The following is a 15,042-nucleotide window of genomic DNA, read 5'->3' on the forward strand; positions in this document are numbered from 1 at the left end:
CGGTTTGGCCGATGGGGCTGGACGGATGGTGTAGTTGTAGACATCAGGACAAGCCGTTCGTCCTATTACCGACTCGGCCCGTCTGTGCCATTTCGGGCATCGCGGGTCAAGGTGCAGAATTTGAAGGATAGAACCGCCCTGGTTCGGTTCTCCCGAGGAGGCCGCTCATGACCGCTCGTACCCCTGACGCCGAACCTCTGCTGACGCCGGCAGAGGTCGCCACCATGTTCCGCGTGGACCCCAAGACGGTGACCCGTTGGGCCAAGGCGGGCAAGCTGACGTCCATCCGCACACTGGGCGGCCACCGCCGCTACCGTGAGGCGGAGGTACGTGCTCTGCTGGCCGGTATTCCGGCCCAGCGCACCGAGGCCTGAGGGGCTTCGGAAGCTTTTCCCGAGGGCCGCACCCCTGACTCCGCCGGGTCGGGTGTGCGGCCCTTCGGCATGCCGTGCGCGGGATTCCTGTGGGGCCCGTGGGGGTGGGGGGAATTACCGGTAATGCATGTGCAATTTTACATATTAAATTCTGGGGGGCCGGGGAGGGGTCTCAAGTGTCCGATCTCAAGGGTGGATAAGTGATGACCGTCACAGACTCGTTACCTTGAGGTCTAGACCTGACTCGGTGTAAGGAGATGCTGACGCAGCATCGGCCCTGACGTGCCGGAGAACACGGAGAGGCCCGGAACCTGACGGTTCCGGGCCTCTCCTGTACTGCGATCCCGACGGGACTTGAACCCGCGACCTCCACCTTGACAGGGTGGCGAGCTAACCAACTGCTCCACGGGACCAGATGTTTCTGATCCGTTCGCCTGCTCTCGCCTGCGAACAAGACAGATCGTACTGCATCGCGGGGCCCCAGGTCGAACCGGCTCCGACCGGCCGGAACCGGTGCGTCCCGGGGCCCCGCCACGGCTCAGCGCACCGCCGCGTCCAGCGCGCGCAGGATGCGCTTCTCCGACACCGGGGAGGGCGTGCCCAGCCCCTGCGCGAAGAAGCTGACCCGCAGCTCCTCGATCATCCAGCGGACCGCCCGCAGCTCCGGCGACGGCTCCCGCCCGGCCGGCACCCGGGCCAGCTCCTCCCCGTACGCGTGCTGGACGGCCTGCACCTTCTGCAGGTTCGCCAGGTCGCGCTGCGGGTGGTCGGGCAGCGCCTCCAGCCGCCGGTCCACGGCCAGCAGGTAGCGCTTCAGGTCCGGCAGCCGCTGCCAGCCGGTGGCCGTCACGAAGCCCGGGAACACGAGCGAGCTCAGGTGCAGCCGCACGTCGTTGACCGCGGTCAGCAGCACCGGGCTGCTGACCGCCTTCAGCCGGTTGGAGGCCCGGTGGAAGGCGATGAGCGCGGTCGCCGTCTTCAGCGTCGTGTCCGCCGCCAGGTCGTACAGGTCGGCACGCACCTTGTCGTACAGCACGGTGAACGCCGCCTCGTCCCACACCGGACCGCCGTTGACCGTCATCAGACGGTCGACCGCGGCCGTCACGATGTCCTCGAACAGCGCCGGGACCGAACCGTGCGGGTTGTACGACAGGGCGAGCTTCGCCTGGTTGCCCAGCCGGCCCTGGATCGCCTTCGCCGGCGAGTTCACCTGCAGCATCAGCAGGCGGCGGGTGCCCGCCCACATGGCCTGCTCCTGCCCCTCCGGCGTGTCGAACAGCCGGACCGCCACCGACGAGCCCTCGTCCACCAGGGCCGGGTAGGCCCGCAGGGCGTGGCCGCGCGAGCGCTGCTCGAAGGTGCGCTGCAGCACCGGCAGCCCGGCCGGCCAGGCCGTCAGCCCGCTCTGCTCGATGCCCCGGCCCGACGCGGCGCTGGACAGCGTCTCCGACAGCTTCGGCTGGAGCGCGCGGCGCAGCTCCTCCAGGTCCTTCGACTCGGCGAGCTTCTTCTTGCCGTCCACCACCCGGAAGGTGACCTTGAGGTGGTCCGGCACCCGCTCCTCGTCCCAGGCCTCCGGCGGCACCGGGACGGCCGACATCCGGTGCAGCACGCGTTCGAGCGTGGGCAGCAGCGGCTCCTGCCGGTCCTTCATCTCCCGCAGCGCCGCCGCCGCGAAGTCCGGCGCCGGCACGAAGTTGCGGCGGATCGCCTTGGGCAGCGACCGGATGTGCGCGGTCACCAGCTCCGCCCGCAGGCCGGGGATCTGCCAGTCGAAGCCCTCCGCGGTGACCTGGTTGAGCACCGGGAGCGGGATGTGCACGGTGACGCCGTCCGCGTCGCTGCCCGGCTCGAACTGGTACGTCAGCGTGAAGCGCAGCTTGCCCTGCTGCCAGGTGTCCGGGTAGTCGGCCTCCGTGACGCCGTCCGCCGACTCGTTGATCAGCATCGACTTCTCGAAGTTCAGCAGGTCCGGCTGCTCGTGCCGGGTCTGCTTCCACCAGGAGTCGAAGTGCCGGGTCGAGACGACGTCCCCGGGCAGCCGGGCGTCGTAGAAGTCGAACAGCGTCTGGTCGTCGACCATGATGTCGCGGCGCCGGGCCCGGTTCTCCAGCTCCTCGACCTCGCCGAGCAGCTTCCGGTTCTCCGCGAAGAACCGGTGGTGGGTCTCCCAGTCGCCCTCCACCAGCGCGTTGCGGATGAACAACTCGCGGCAGAGCTCCGCGTCGATCCGCCCGTAGTTCACCTTGCGCTGCGCGACGACCGGCATCCCGTAGAGGGTGACCTTCTCGTACGCCAGCACCGCGCCGGCCTTCTTCTCCCAGTGCGGCTCGCTGTACGACCGTTTGATCAGGTGGCCCGCCAGCGGTTCCACCCACTCCGGCTCGATCTTCGCGTTGATCCGCGCCCACAGCCGCGAGGTCTCCACCAGCTCGGCGGACATCACCCAGCGCGGCGGCTTCTTGAACAGCCCCGACCCCGGGAACACCGCGAACCGGGCGCCCCGCGCACCGCCGTACTCGCGCTTCTCCACGTCGAACAGGCCGATGTGCGAGAGCAGGCCCGACAGCAGCGCCTGGTGGATGCGGTCGGCGTCCGGCTCGGTGTCGTCGTGCGGCTCGTCGATCGTCACCCCGAGCTGCTTGGCGACCGTCCGCAGCTGCACGTAGACGTCCTGCCACTCGCGTATCCGCAGGTAGTTCAGGAACTCCGACTTGCACATCCGGCGGAAGGCCGAGGAGGAGAGCTCCCGCTGCTGCTCCCTGACGTACCGCCACATGGAGAGGAAGGAGAGGAAGTCCGACGTCTCGGACGTGAAGCGGCGGTGCCGGTCGTCGGCGGCCTGGCGCTTCTCCGCGGGGCGCTCGCGCGGGTCCTGGATGGAGAGCGCGGCGGCGATCACCATGACGTCGCGGACGCAGCCGAGCCGGTCCGCCTCCAGCACCATGCGGGCCATCCGCGGGTCGACCGGCAGCTGGGCCAGCTTGCGGCCGAGCGGCGTGAGCCGCTTGCGGTGGTCCTTCTCCGCCGGGTCGAGCGCCCCCAGCTCGTGCAGCAGGTTGACGCCGTCCTTGATGTTGCGGGAGTCCGGCGGGTCGAGGAACGGGAACGCGGCGATGTCGCCCAGCCCGGCGGCGGTCATCTGGAGGATGACGGAGGCCAGGCTGGTGCGCAGGATCTCCGCGTCGGTGAACTCCGGCCGGGAGAGGAAGTCCTCCTCCGAGTACAGCCGGATGCAGATGCCGTCCGAGGTGCGGCCGCAGCGGCCCTTGCGCTGGTTGGCGCTCGCCTGGCTGACCGCCTCGATCGGCAGGCGCTGCACCTTCGTGCGGTGGCTGTAGCGGGAGATCCGGGCGGTGCCCGGGTCGACCACGTACTTGATGCCCGGCACGGTGAGCGAGGTCTCGGCGACGTTGGTGGCGAGCACCACCCGGCGGGAGTTCGACCGCTGGAAGACCCGGTGCTGCTCGGCGGAGGACAGCCGCGCGTACAGCGGCAGCACCTCGGTGAACTTCAGCTTCATGCGGTTCAGGGCGTCCGCGGTGTCGCGGATCTCGCGCTCGCCGGAGAGGAACACCAGGATGTCGCCCGGACCCTCGGCCTGCAGCTCCTCGACGGCGTCGCAGATCGCCTGCACCTGGTCGCGGTCGCGGTCGGCCTCGCGCTCGCCGTCCTCGTCCTCCGCGCCCTCCTCCAGGATCGGCCGGTACCGCACCTCGACGGGATAGGTGCGGCCGGACACCTCGACGATCGGCGCGTCCTCGAAGTGCGCGGCGAACCGCTCCGGGTCGATCGTCGCCGAGGTGATGACGACCTTCAGGTCGGGGCGGCGCGGCAGCAGCTGCTTGAGGTAGCCGAGCAGGAAGTCGATGTTGAGGCTGCGCTCGTGCGCCTCGTCGATGATCAGGGTGTCGTACTGCCGCAGCTCGCGGTCGGTCTGGATCTCGGCGAGCAGGATGCCGTCCGTCATCAGCTTGACCAGGGTGTCCGGGCCGACCTGGTCCGTGAACCGGACCTTCCAGCCGACCGCCTCGCCCAGCGGTGTCGCCATCTCCTCCGCGACGCGCTCGGCGACGGTGCGGGCGGCGATCCGGCGCGGCTGGGTGTGCCCGACCAGGCCCTTCACGCCGCGGCCCAGCTCCAGGCAGATCTTCGGGATCTGCGTGGTCTTGCCGGACCCGGTCTCGCCCGCGACGATCACGACCTGGTGGTCGCGGATCGCCGCCAGGATGTCGTCCTTCTTCTGGCTGACCGGCAGCTCCTGCGGGTACGTGAGGGCCGGTACCGCGGCCCGCCGCTGCGCGACGCGCAGCTCGGCCTTCGCGATCTCGGCGGCCAGCTCCTCGGCGATCTTCTGGCGGGCCTCCGACTTGCGCACCCTCCGAGCGCCGTCCAGCCGCCGGCCGATCCGCTGCTGGTCGCGGAGCATCAGCTCGGGAAGCCGGGCGGCCAGACCTCCGACGGTGGGGGCATCGGCGGGCTGGGCTACGGGAGAACTCACTGCGGGCATCCCTCTAGGTTCGCAAGGAGGCACGGGCACGCGCACCTCGGTTTTCGAGCGCCTCCAGTGTCACAGCCCGGGGCGGCGAACGGCGAACGGCCTCCGCGAACCGCGGCGGCCGCACACGGACGGCCCGCCCGCCGGGTGCGGTCCGTCCGCCGGGGCTGCCCGCCGGACGTCCGACGGGTACTGCGGGAGGCACGGTGACCGGCGGGTCCGGGCGCGCACGAGCGGCGCATGCGGAGGGGGACCGCGGCGGTGTTCGTCCGGAGCTTCGCGCACCTGCGCGGTGCCACGGTGCCGGAGCCGGTCGCGGCGGCGGTGGCCGACGCCGAGCCGGGCAGGGTGGAGCCGGCCGGCCTGCCCGACCGGGCCCGCGGCGGCGGTGCCGGCGGTCGGCCACGGCCGAGCCGGTACCAACTGCCCGTGCCGGAACCGGTGGGCTAGCCTTTTGACCGCTTGTCAGCCTGTCGTAGGAATGAAATCGGGGGAGCTGCTGTGGGACTGTGGGACGACGTCAAAGATCTTGGCAGCGCGGCGGTGAACGTCGTCGAGGACGTCTTCTGGGCGCCCACCCGGATCGCGCACTGGGTGCTCACCAAGATGTTCGGCGACCCTGACGCCGAACTGGAGAGGTACGCGGCCGAGCTCCACCAGATGAGCACCGAGGTGGAGGCGTTCGGCAAGGAGATCGGCACCGCCCTCGGCCACCTCACCTGGCACGGCGCCGCCGCCGACGCGTTCATCGAGCACGCCCAGAAGCGGATCAAGGAACTGAACACCGTCGCCGACGAGCTCGACGACCTGGGCAAGGCGATCAAGGGCCTCGCGGACGCCTTCTGACGCCGCGCGCCGACGCACCGTCCACCCGATCCAGGCACGAGGGAGAACGCGCCATGGCCGATCAGTTCGGCGTCCAGCTGCAGGAGCTGGCCAAGATCCAGAACGACTTCCACAAGATCAACGACCGCATGCAGAAGATGGGCCAGAGGGTCGAGGCCATCAAGTCCGCGGTCGCCGCGGCCGCTGCGACCGACCTCACGGCGGGCGGCCTGCTCGGCATCGCCAACTTCTTCGCGGTCGCCGCCCAGGTCGCCTCCAAGGTCGGCGCGATCGCGGACAAGGCCCAGGCCCTGGAGGAGACCAAGAAGCAGCTCACCCAGGACATCGCCGAGGACGCCCGGAAGATCAAGCTCGTCATCGCCGAGTACCAGGCCGCCGAGAAGAAGCTCAAGGAGGGCCTCGGCAAGATCGGCGGCGGTGGCGAGAAGGACCCGAAGTCGCCCCACACCGGGATCGACGGCACCGGCAACGGCGGCAGCAACGGCGGTGGCGGCGGCAACGGTGGAGGCAGCAACGGCGGCGGTGGCGGCAACGGCGGCGGTGGCGGCCACACCACCCCGGGCTCCCCGCACACCGGCGGTTCGGACACCAGCGGCAGCGACGGCAGCGGCGTCACCACCCGGCCGGGCGGCAAGCACGACGGTCCCAGGATCAAGGACCGCAGCGACGGCGACTGGAAGACCCGCATGATCAACGGGACCGGCTGGGACGACTGGAGCCCGAGCCACAAGTGGCACCCGCGCAACGGCCAGGGCGCGGGCGTGCTCGACAAGCCGAACCTCGACGGCGTCTCGGACGAGCGCCGGGCCATGGTCGACCGCGCGATGGAACGGGTCGAACGCAAGCTCGGCTACAGCCAGGGCGCCGAGACCAACGGCTACCGCGTCGACTGCTCCGGCTTCGTCTCGGCCGCCTGGGGCCTCAGCCACCCCGGCACCACCACCGGCCCGCTGATCAGCGAGGGCTCCGGCATCGCCCACCACATCGCCAAGGGCGACATGCAGCCCGGTGACGCCATGGTCGTCCACCACACCGGCGGCGACATGAACCAGCACGTCGTGCTCTTCGGCGGCTGGGCCAACAAGGAGCACACCAGGATGATCATCCTGGAGGACAGCGGCAGCAAGGGCTGCGTCTCGCGGGAGACCTCGGTCGGTGCGTTCGCCGCCTACACGGCCATCCGCAAGAACGGCATGTAGGCCGGTCGCCCCGGCGGGGACCGCGGACACGCCGCGGCCCCCGCCGGACCGGGCCCGTCAGGAGCTCCAGGTCTCCTTCAGCGAGGTGACGGCGCCCTTCGCGTCCACGGTGAACTCGTACGTGTTCTGGTAGCAGAAGTAGCCGGCCGGCAGCTCCTCCGAACCGTCCAGGAACTTGGTCTCGGCACAGGTCTTCACGTGCGCCAGCCCGTCCCCGGCGGTGCCCGCCTTCACGGTCACGGTCTTCGTCGCCAGCGCCTCGGTGGTGAAGACGGTCACCCTGGCATCGGGCGAGACGGTGTACGTGCGGTACTTCTCCGTCGGGTTGAGGAACAGGCCGTTCGGGCTGCAGTTGGGCTCCGCGATGTCCGCGGTCAGCTTGCCGGACGCCTGGTCGACGCTCTTCACGTGGATGACCTTGTGGGTCCTGAAGTACGTCTTGCAGTTCGGCCCCCGGCCGCCGTTGTCGGGTTCGGCACTCGCGACCGGTGCCGCGGAGGCCGCGTCGGCGGCGGGCGTGCCCGCGGCCGACGTCGCCGGATCGGCCGCCGGCTCGCTCGCCGCCGCCGACGGCACGGCCGCCGCGGGGCTCGACCCGGCGGCCGCCGTGCCGTCCCCGGACGACTCCGGGCCGCACGCGGCCGCGCCGAACGAGACGGCGACCAGCAGCGCGGCGGTCGCGGCAGGACGGATACGCATGTGAGAACTCCCCCTGGATGGCTGTCGCGCGGCCGCCGCCCCACCGCAGCGCGCCGCCCTCCCGGCCGCCACGGCACACGAACGGCCGCGATTGCGCGCTGGAGCCTACTAGCCGCCGGTCCGCCGGCTGACGCCGACTCATGCCGCGTCGTTCGCCCGCAGCCCGTCGCGCAGGCGCTGCAGCCGGTCGGCGGGCGCGCCGAGGCCGTTGATCGACCGCCGCGCGGCCTCACTGCCCGGACGGCGGTGGGCCGCGAACGCCAGGTTCGCCGACTGGTGCAGCATCCACTGGTGGTAGCTCACCAGCCGGATCGCCAGGTCGCGGGCGCCCGCCAGCTCGCCGTCGGCCGGCAGCACCCGCAGCCAGCCCGCGAACCGCGCGTACCGCACGGACTGCCGGGTCAGCAGCTGCGCCAGCTCCGCCGGGACGGGGCCGGGCTCGCCGCAGGCCGCGATCGCCCGGTCGGACCGGGCCTGCTCCGCCACCGCGGCGTCCAGCACGGCCAGCAGGGCCGCCCGCTGGGTGTCGGGTCCATCCTCCGGCGGCGGCCCGGGCGGCAGCGCCCGCGGCGGTGCCGGGCGGCCGAGCCGGTGCGCCAGCCGCCGCAGCACGGTCGGCCGGGGAGTCGCGGGCACAGCAGGCACGGCCACCTCCCGGCCGGGCCGGTACGCGGGACCGGCGGTCGCCGTCCGCCCGGCGTGCGGTTGCAGTTACCAGTGTGCGCCCGACGGCGGGAGGCCGGGCCGACGCGCAGGGCGGGCGGGCCACGGCACGGTGCCCCGGCCCCTGGCCAAGGCGTCAGACCGCGGCGCGGCGGCGGGCCCGGAGGCGCAGGGCGAGCACGAGCGGCCCGCGGAGCGCCGCCGAGGATCCGCGGACCCCCAGGGCGCTGCGCAGCGGGGCGTCGAGCAGGGCGGCGGCCAGGGCCGGGCCCAGCGGGGCGAGCGGCGCGGGCAGCCGGGCCGCCAGCAGACCGCGGGTGGCCCGCCACAGCGCCCGTCCCTCGGCGGAGGGGGCGAAGCGGCCGCCCTCCCAGGCCCGCATCCACGCCGCCACCCTGGCCAGGTCGGCACCGGGCGGTTCCGGCAGGTCGAGGGCGTCCGCCAGCTCGCGGTGGAAGGCGAACGCGGCGGCCCGCTCCTCCGGCGTCGACGGCCGGGGGCCGTGGGCGTCCACGAAGGCCAGCGGGCAGACCGTGAAGCACGCCAGCACGTACTGCATGAGCTCCGGGGTGATCCCCGGCCGGTCGTGGACGCTGCGCAGCCCCGCGACCACGGCGCGCCCCTCGGAGCTGTGCGGCCCCAGCCCGATCAGGGTGAACATCGCGGCACCGGTGGCCTTGGCCCGGTCCGCGGGCCGGCCGGTCATCCGGCCGGTGGCGTGCAGCACGGCGGCGATCTCCGGCACGGCGAACGTCCGGACGAAGCCGAGGGTCAGGCCGACCTTCGCCTCCCCCGCCATGGCCGCCAGCACCAGCCGGGCGTACGGGTCGCGGTACCCGGTCACACCGGCCCCGGGCCGGCGGCCGCGGCCAGGGCCTCGGCGGTGAGCGGGCCGTCCAGGCCGAGGGAGACCCGCACCAGGTGGGCGCGCTCCTCGGCGGGGTCGGCGTCCAGGCCGGGCAGGGCGGCCTGCTCCTCGCGCGGGCGGGGCGGCCGTCCGGAGGCCAGTGCGTCGACGGCGGACCGCAGCGCGACGGCCACCACCAGGGCGGCCCGCTCGGCGTCGCCGAGGCCGGCCCGCTCGGCGATCCGGGTGCCGGAGGCCACCGCCGCGGGGTCGACCCACGGCCGCAGCGTCAGCTGGCCGTCGCGGATCTCCAGGCCCCGCCGGGTGGTGCGCCACTCCAGGTCGCGCAGGGCGATCCGCTCCGTCCACGGGGTGGCCGGGGCCTCCAGGGCGAGCCGCCGGTCGGCCCGGTAGACGAGGTCCCAGAGCGGTCGCAGCGCCCGGTAGTCGCGGCGGCGCCGGGCCCAGGCCGCGGCAGCCGGTCCGGCGAACCCCGCGGTGATCAGCAGCGCGCCGGCTGCCGCGAACGCCGGTCCGGCGGCGGTGCTGAGCCACTCCAGGCCGCCGACCCCGGCGGCGGCGGCCCCGATCGCGGCGATCTTGCAGAGCACGTAGCCGCAGGCCGTGACCGAGCCGTACGCCAGCAGCCGGATGCCGCGCCGCAGCCAGCCCGCGGGCAGCCGTCCGGCGTGGCCGTGGCAGACCCGGCCGATGTCGATCAGGGCGAACGCGAACGCGCCCTGGTAGAGCGCGAGGAAGCAGGCGATCGCGGGCACCCGCGCGAACGTCGTGTCGAAGGTCAGCGGCGTCTCCGGGCTGCCCGCGCCGCCGACGGCGAAGAGCACCGCCATCAGCGGCGCCAGCACCCCGAAGACCGCGAGCCGCGTCCGGACGCGCCGCCGGATGCCGGCCCGCGAGGCGTCCCAGACGCGGTCCCCGGTCCGCTCCTCCGGCGGTGTCCAGATCAGCGCCAGCACCACGGCGGCGGCCGAGAAACCGGTGATGCCCAGGTAGACCAGCAGGGTGGCGAGGTTGCCGACGTGCGTGACCCGGTCGACCAGCCGGTACACGACGGGTGCGGCCACCAGGAAGGAGCCGGCCGGTGCGGCGATCGCCAGCGCCACCACCAGCAGGCCGGACGAGGGGTCGCGCCGCCAGGCCCGGAACTTCAGCCACGCCACCGTCCAGGCGGTTGCGCCGATCGCGAGGTAGACCACGTCGAAGGGGAGTTCGGAGACCGCGGCGGCCGCCGCCACGGCGGCGTGCGGCTCAGACATGCTGGCCCTTGCGGTGCTCCAGTGCGGGTGCGAGCTGCGAGGTCGTGCCGAGCCCGGGGGCCAGCACCAGGATCCGCAGCAGTTCGGCGCCCAGCACCTCGGCCTCCTCCTCCGCGACGTCGTCGTAGTGCGAGCGGCCGAGGACGAGCCGCAGCATCTCGGGGGAGATGGTGGGGAGTTCGACGGAGGCGGCGTCCTCGCCCGGCCGCGGTGCCTCGGCGAGGTGCCCGCAGAGCAGGTGGGCGAGTTCGTGGCAGATGATGTGGGCGCGGTGCAGGTCGGAGGTCTCCTGCTCGAAGTGGATGACGTCCGCGTCGGCGAGCCGTTCCACGAAGCCGGAGGGCTCACCCACCCGCATCCGCCGCGGCGCCAGCCGCACCGGGCGGCCGGAGCGCTCGGCGACCGCCGCGCACAGCTCCTCCACGGTGCTGAGCGGCGGCAGTCCCAGACGTCTGGCCACGGCCCGCATCCGGCGGCGGGTACGCCCCACACCTCGCACGTTCTCCCCCTCGGACGGCCGCCAGTGCCCCAGCGGCGTCTGCTGCTGCCCGGTCACGTCACCGGGCCGTCGTCGGGCAGTCCGACCGCCCGGCGCAACTGTTCCACGACGGTCAGGGCGGCGTCCTGCATCTCGGGCGGAAGCCCGGCCGCGCGCATGGCGATCCGCTCCACCCGGGCGTCGCGCAGGGCCTCGATCTGCTGCAGGTCGCGCTCCACCGCCTGCGCGGTGGCGGAGTCGCTGAAGTAGTCGAGCGGCACACCGAAGTGCCGGGCGATCTTGACCGCGTTCTCCAGGCTCGGCTTCTGGGTGCCCTTGCGGAGGTTGCCGATGTAGGTGCCGCTCAGACCGGTGCCGGCCGCGATCTCCGAGTCCCGCCAGGGGCGGCCGAGATCCTTCGGGTAGATCACCTTGATCAGGCGCCGGAAGCGGGCCGCGAAGTCGGGGGAGTCCGGCGGCACGGTACCGTCGCCGGCCGGCCGGTCCGGCTGCTGCGGACGGGCGGATTCGGTGGGCATGGGCGGATCATAGAACGATCTGATGCTCCGCCAGTATCGCTTCGGCGCACCCGCCTGCACGATCGTTGGCGGAGAAGTGCGGGCCGGGTGGCCCTTTCGTGGCAGTGTCCGGGATTCGGCCGCCCGCCGATCCACAATAGTTGACACCTCGTCACGCACCGAGCAGGATCGACCAGGCAGGCCCGTCCGCGCACGGACGGCCGCGCAGTACCCCCGCTTCCCCGGACTCCGGACCGCCGCTGCCCCACGGGGGTGGGCAACGGCGGCCGGCCCCGACGGGCGGCGGTGCTGCTGCACCACCGTCGGGCCCGCACACCCGATCACCCTGTGCGGGCCGCGGACGGCGGCCCGGCCCGTGATCGCCGAGGCGGAGACGGTGCCCGATGGGCCGGCTGTTCCCTCCCGGCCCACTGGTCCGAGCCGCCGCACCGGTGGCGCGGCCCGGCCGTCCGGATCCCGTCGTGCCCGGCGCCGTGGGGCTCCACTCCGGTGCCCGTGCCTGGTGGGTGCTCCGCGCCATGGGTTTCGACCGCGCGGCCGTCCTCGACGGCGGCCTCCCCGCGTGGACGGCGGCCGGGGCACATGCCCGGATCGGTGAACCTGCTGCCTTCCACCGAGGTGCAGGCGGACGGCGTGATGCGGCCGGAGGCCGGGCCGAGGGCCCTCCTCGCAGCGGTGGCCGGGCCGCGCGAACGCCCCGTGTCCGGCTGTGGATCGGGGGTCACCGCGTGCGTGCTCGCCTCGCGGCGGACCGGGCGGGCTACCGCGACCTCGCCGTCCACGACGGGTCGTGGAGCGAGCGGGGGCAGCCCTCCGACCGGCCCGTGGCCCGCGGCGCGGCCAGGGCCCGGAGCGGCCGGACGCACGGCCGTACCCGCCCGGGCATCATCCGGCGCGCGGGAGCGGCTGCGCGCCGGGGCGTGCAGCACCGCGTGCGCGGCAGCCGGACTCCACGGCCCGACCGGTCGGCCGGGCCGGGCATGCCGATCGGACCGACCGGCGGGGCGCCGCACATGTGCGACGCCGGGGCCGGGCGGCCGACAGGACCGCCGCAGTCGTTCGGGTCAGAGCAGGAACAGCTTGGCGAAGGGGGCCGGGAGTCGCTCCTGACGGGATCCGAAATCGACCACGACCGCGATCTTGCCGTCGCCTTCGACCTCCGTGACCCGGCCGAGGCCGTACTCGTCGTGGCTCACCCGGTCTCCGGTGGCGAATCGCTTCGGCGGAGGCGGAGTCGCAGCTCGGAACGGGCTGGTGGGGAGATGGCGCCGGGGCGCAGCTGAATTCGTCATCGATGCCAGTATGCGCCTGATCCGACGTGCCGGGGTCGTCCGTAACGCCGAATTCTCCGGATCGTGGCCTGGGCCGAGGGGTCGGCGGGCCGGGTCGGGCCCGCGGCGGGTGTGCAGGTGCGCCAGCGTCACCGGGCCTCCACGCTGTGTGCCCACCAGGTGCCGGGCCGGTGCCGGGCGGTCTCGTCCGATGCTCGTCCGATGCCCGTTCGGCACCCGTCCGGCCCGTTCGCGGGCGGCGTGCGAGGCGGCGCACCGGGCGCGTCCGCGCCGGTGCGGCCCGTGCGGGGGCGGGTCCGTTCGCGGGCGGGCCGGACCCGCGCGAAGACCGGTGCGTGGAAAACCCCCGTTCGCGACCGGACCCTGCTACAGTCGTGGTAGTTGCAGTTGTGGTCCCCATGAACTTTGTGTGCGCCTGCTGGTTGTAACAGCAGGCGCATTTTTGTTTTCCCGGAAAATCCCGGGGCGGGTCATCCATCGCGGCGACGAGAAACTCGTGAGTTGCGAGTTTCAGAATGCCCGTTCAAGGAGATTTTCAAATGGCTAACGGCACCGTGAAGTGGTTCAACTCGGAAAAGGGCTTCGGCTTCATCGAGCAGGACGGCGGCGGCCCCGACGTCTTCGCCCACTACTCGAACATCCAGGCCAACGGCTTCCGTGAGCTGCTCGAGGGCCAGAAGGTCGAGTTCGACGTCACGCAGGGCCAGAAGGGCCCGCAGGCGGAGAACATTCGCCCCGTCTGAGCGTTCACCGCTCCGCGTTTCCCGCTGCAGGCCGGTTCTGCAGCACGAGGGCCTGCACCGCGTCCGTCGCGGTGCAGGCCCTCGGCTTTTCCGGAATTCCGCCGCGGCCGCGTGCCACGGCGCTCGGGTTCCTTCCCCTGCCCGGGCGGTGCGTGCACCCACGGCAGTGCCGGCCGACAGCGGTCAGCGCTTCCGGGTGACCTCGCGCCGGATCATCCGGGATGCGGGCCTGGCTTCCGTGGTGACCACACCCATCGCCCGGCGCACGTACCGGTCGTCGGCCGGCTGCCCGGGCATCGAGGAACGCGCCACCGGGCCGCCACGCGGGGCCGAGCACGCCGGAGCTCACCGCCACCGGCCGCTTCACGCCCTGCCGCTCCATCGCCGCGAGGACGTGCCGCATCCCGGTCGAGCAGAGGTCCACCGGTCCCCGCCCGGGCGGCACCCCAGGGCCGACAGCACGGCGTCGGCGGGCTGATCTTCACCCGCTGCATGAACCCGCTGCCCCCCTCGGCCCACCTCGCCTCCGCCGACCTCCGCCGGATCCTCGCCCCGACCCTCCGCGCCGCCCTGCAGCCCCGCCCCCACCGCGCCCTCGCAGGCCGCCGGTGAGCCGGTGACCGACCGGCCCCGCCGTCCGCCACGCAGTGGTGGCGAACGCACGAGAACACCCCCGGCGGGTGATCTCACCGGGGGTGCTGTACATCCCTACTGCTGTGGCCAGGCCAAGGCCAGGGCCGAACCGGCGACCTTCGCTTGCCAGGCCGAGCCCGGGCAGCGGCATGCCCCGGTTCGGGTGATCCTGCCGTCCGCGGGAGGCCACTGTCGAACGCTGTCGTCCGGGCCGGTCGGCGTCGGCGTCAACCGGTGACGGGTGGTGCGAGCCGGCGTGGGTCAGTACGGCAGCAGGTCGCTCGTGATCAGGTCGAAGCCGAACGGCTCGGGGATGTGCAGCGTCTCGCCGAACTCGATGTCCTCGCGGCGGTGGTACTTCGTACCGTCGGGCCGACTGAACAGAGTGACGGTCTTCTGCCCGGCGTCGACCAGCAGGTACAGCGGGATGCCCATCAACGGGTAGTCGCGGACCTTCCCCACCCAGTTGTTCTCCGGACCGTCGCGGAGCCTCGATCGCTCCGGCGGCCGACCGTCCGCTGCGCGGTTGGCGTCAGGTGGCACGAAAATGCCCCCGAAGCGAGCTGCTTCAGGGGCATCGTGCCTGGTCAGGCGATGTGGCCAGGGCCGGGGTCGAACCGGCGACCTTCCGCTTTTCAGGCGGACGCTCGTACCAACTGAGCTACCTGGCCGTACTGCATCGTCTCTTGCGAGACGGGCGATCCCGACGGGACTTGAACCCGCGACCTCCACCTTGACAGGGTGGCGAGCTAACCAACTGCTCCACGGGACCTGGTGCGGAAATCCGCTCAGGCCTTGCGGCACTGCTGTACTACGGTAACGCGTACCCCCAACGGGATTCGAACCCGTGCTACCGCCTTGAAAGGGCGGCGTCCTGGGCCACTAGACGATGAGGGCTTTCGGCCCCCCTGCTGTTATCCAGCGTTCGGGGTCGTCGAGAAGCATATGGGATCC

Annotated in this window: 13 protein-coding genes and 4 tRNA genes; 4 read left to right on the forward strand and 13 right to left on the reverse strand. The window is 72.7% G+C overall.

Annotation, left to right across the window (positions count from 1 at the left end):
• Nucleotides 1–167: 167 nt before the first annotated feature.
• Complete coding sequence (bldC, locus tag SNE206_RS24995) at nt 168–374, forward strand: developmental transcriptional regulator BldC (protein WP_014137253.1); 207 nt, start codon at nt 168–170, stop codon at nt 372–374.
• A gap of 339 nt (nt 375–713) precedes the next feature.
• Here bldC and SNE206_RS25000 read toward each other — a convergent pair.
• Nucleotides 714–787: transfer RNA gene (locus SNE206_RS25000), tRNA-Asp, on the reverse strand.
• Nucleotides 788–912: 125 nt separating this feature from the next.
• Nucleotides 913–4,884, reverse strand: a complete 3,972-nt coding sequence (gene hrpA, locus SNE206_RS25005) for an ATP-dependent RNA helicase HrpA (RefSeq protein ID WP_407915741.1) — start codon at nt 4,882–4,884, stop codon at nt 913–915.
• 489 nt (nt 4,885–5,373) lie between these two features.
• On the opposite strand from hrpA, the gene SNE206_RS25010 reads away from it, so the two are divergent.
• The gene (locus SNE206_RS25010) at nt 5,374–5,718 is read left to right on the forward strand and encodes a WXG100 family type VII secretion target (RefSeq protein ID WP_407915742.1); all 345 of its coding nucleotides are present in this window, start codon (nt 5,374–5,376) and stop codon (nt 5,716–5,718) included.
• A gap of 53 nt (nt 5,719–5,771) precedes the next feature.
• Complete coding sequence (locus tag SNE206_RS25015; RefSeq protein ID WP_407915743.1) at nt 5,772–6,917, forward strand: hypothetical protein; 1,146 nt, start codon at nt 5,772–5,774, stop codon at nt 6,915–6,917.
• 57 nt (nt 6,918–6,974) lie between these two features.
• Here SNE206_RS25015 and SNE206_RS25020 read toward each other — a convergent pair whose 3' ends face one another.
• The 7 genes from SNE206_RS25020 to SNE206_RS25050 all read right to left on the reverse strand — a co-directional run bounded on the left by SNE206_RS25020 (nt 6,975) and on the right by SNE206_RS25050 (nt 12,712).
• Entirely contained in the window at nt 6,975–7,616 is a 642-nt protein-coding gene (locus SNE206_RS25020) for a hypothetical protein (protein WP_407915744.1), read from the reverse strand.
• 138 nt (nt 7,617–7,754) lie between these two features.
• Entirely contained in the window at nt 7,755–8,252 is a 498-nt protein-coding gene (locus SNE206_RS25025) for a hypothetical protein (RefSeq protein ID WP_407915745.1), read from the reverse strand.
• A 163-nt stretch (nt 8,253–8,415) separates the two neighbouring features.
• Nucleotides 8,416–9,123 (reverse strand): oxygenase MpaB family protein, encoded by a 708-nt coding sequence (locus SNE206_RS25030; RefSeq protein ID WP_407915746.1) that lies wholly within the window; start codon nt 9,121–9,123, stop codon nt 8,416–8,418.
• A complete protein-coding gene (locus tag SNE206_RS25035) occupies nt 9,120–10,403 on the reverse strand; it encodes an MAB_1171c family putative transporter (protein ID WP_407915747.1) in 1,284 nt (427 codons plus the stop codon). Before SNE206_RS25035 ends, SNE206_RS25030 begins: the two co-directional genes overlap by 4 nt.
• The gene (locus SNE206_RS25040; protein ID WP_407915748.1) at nt 10,396–10,863 is read right to left on the reverse strand and encodes a hypothetical protein; all 468 of its coding nucleotides are present in this window, start codon (nt 10,861–10,863) and stop codon (nt 10,396–10,398) included. Before SNE206_RS25040 ends, SNE206_RS25035 begins: the two co-directional genes overlap by 8 nt.
• A 92-nt stretch (nt 10,864–10,955) precedes the next feature.
• Nucleotides 10,956–11,420 carry a helix-turn-helix domain-containing protein gene (locus tag SNE206_RS25045; protein ID WP_407915749.1) on the reverse strand — a complete coding sequence of 155 codons (465 nt, stop codon included), beginning with the start codon at nt 11,418–11,420 and terminating at the stop codon, nt 10,956–10,958.
• Nucleotides 11,421–12,484: 1,064 nt separating this feature from the next.
• Entirely contained in the window at nt 12,485–12,712 is a 228-nt protein-coding gene (locus SNE206_RS25050) for a hypothetical protein (protein WP_405012142.1), read from the reverse strand.
• 539 nt (nt 12,713–13,251) lie between these two features.
• Here SNE206_RS25050 and SNE206_RS25055 point away from each other — a divergent pair.
• The gene (locus tag SNE206_RS25055) at nt 13,252–13,455 is read left to right on the forward strand and encodes a cold-shock protein (RefSeq protein WP_405012141.1); all 204 of its coding nucleotides are present in this window, start codon (nt 13,252–13,254) and stop codon (nt 13,453–13,455) included.
• An 894-nt stretch (nt 13,456–14,349) separates the two neighbouring features.
• Here the strand turns inward: SNE206_RS25055 and SNE206_RS25060 are convergent.
• The 4 genes from SNE206_RS25060 to SNE206_RS25075 all read right to left on the reverse strand — a co-directional run bounded on the left by SNE206_RS25060 (nt 14,350) and on the right by SNE206_RS25075 (nt 14,985).
• Nucleotides 14,350–14,550 carry a Uma2 family endonuclease gene (locus SNE206_RS25060; protein WP_407915750.1) on the reverse strand — a complete coding sequence of 67 codons (201 nt, stop codon included), beginning with the start codon at nt 14,548–14,550 and terminating at the stop codon, nt 14,350–14,352.
• A gap of 135 nt (nt 14,551–14,685) precedes the next feature.
• Nucleotides 14,686–14,759: transfer RNA gene (locus SNE206_RS25065), tRNA-Phe, on the reverse strand.
• A gap of 27 nt (nt 14,760–14,786) precedes the next feature.
• Nucleotides 14,787–14,860, reverse strand: a tRNA-Asp gene (locus SNE206_RS25070).
• 52 nt (nt 14,861–14,912) lie between these two features.
• Nucleotides 14,913–14,985, reverse strand: a tRNA-Glu gene (locus SNE206_RS25075).
• Between the last annotated feature and the right edge of the window lie 57 nt (nt 14,986–15,042).

The sequence above is a fragment of the Kitasatospora sp. NE20-6 genome, from assembly GCF_045862635.1.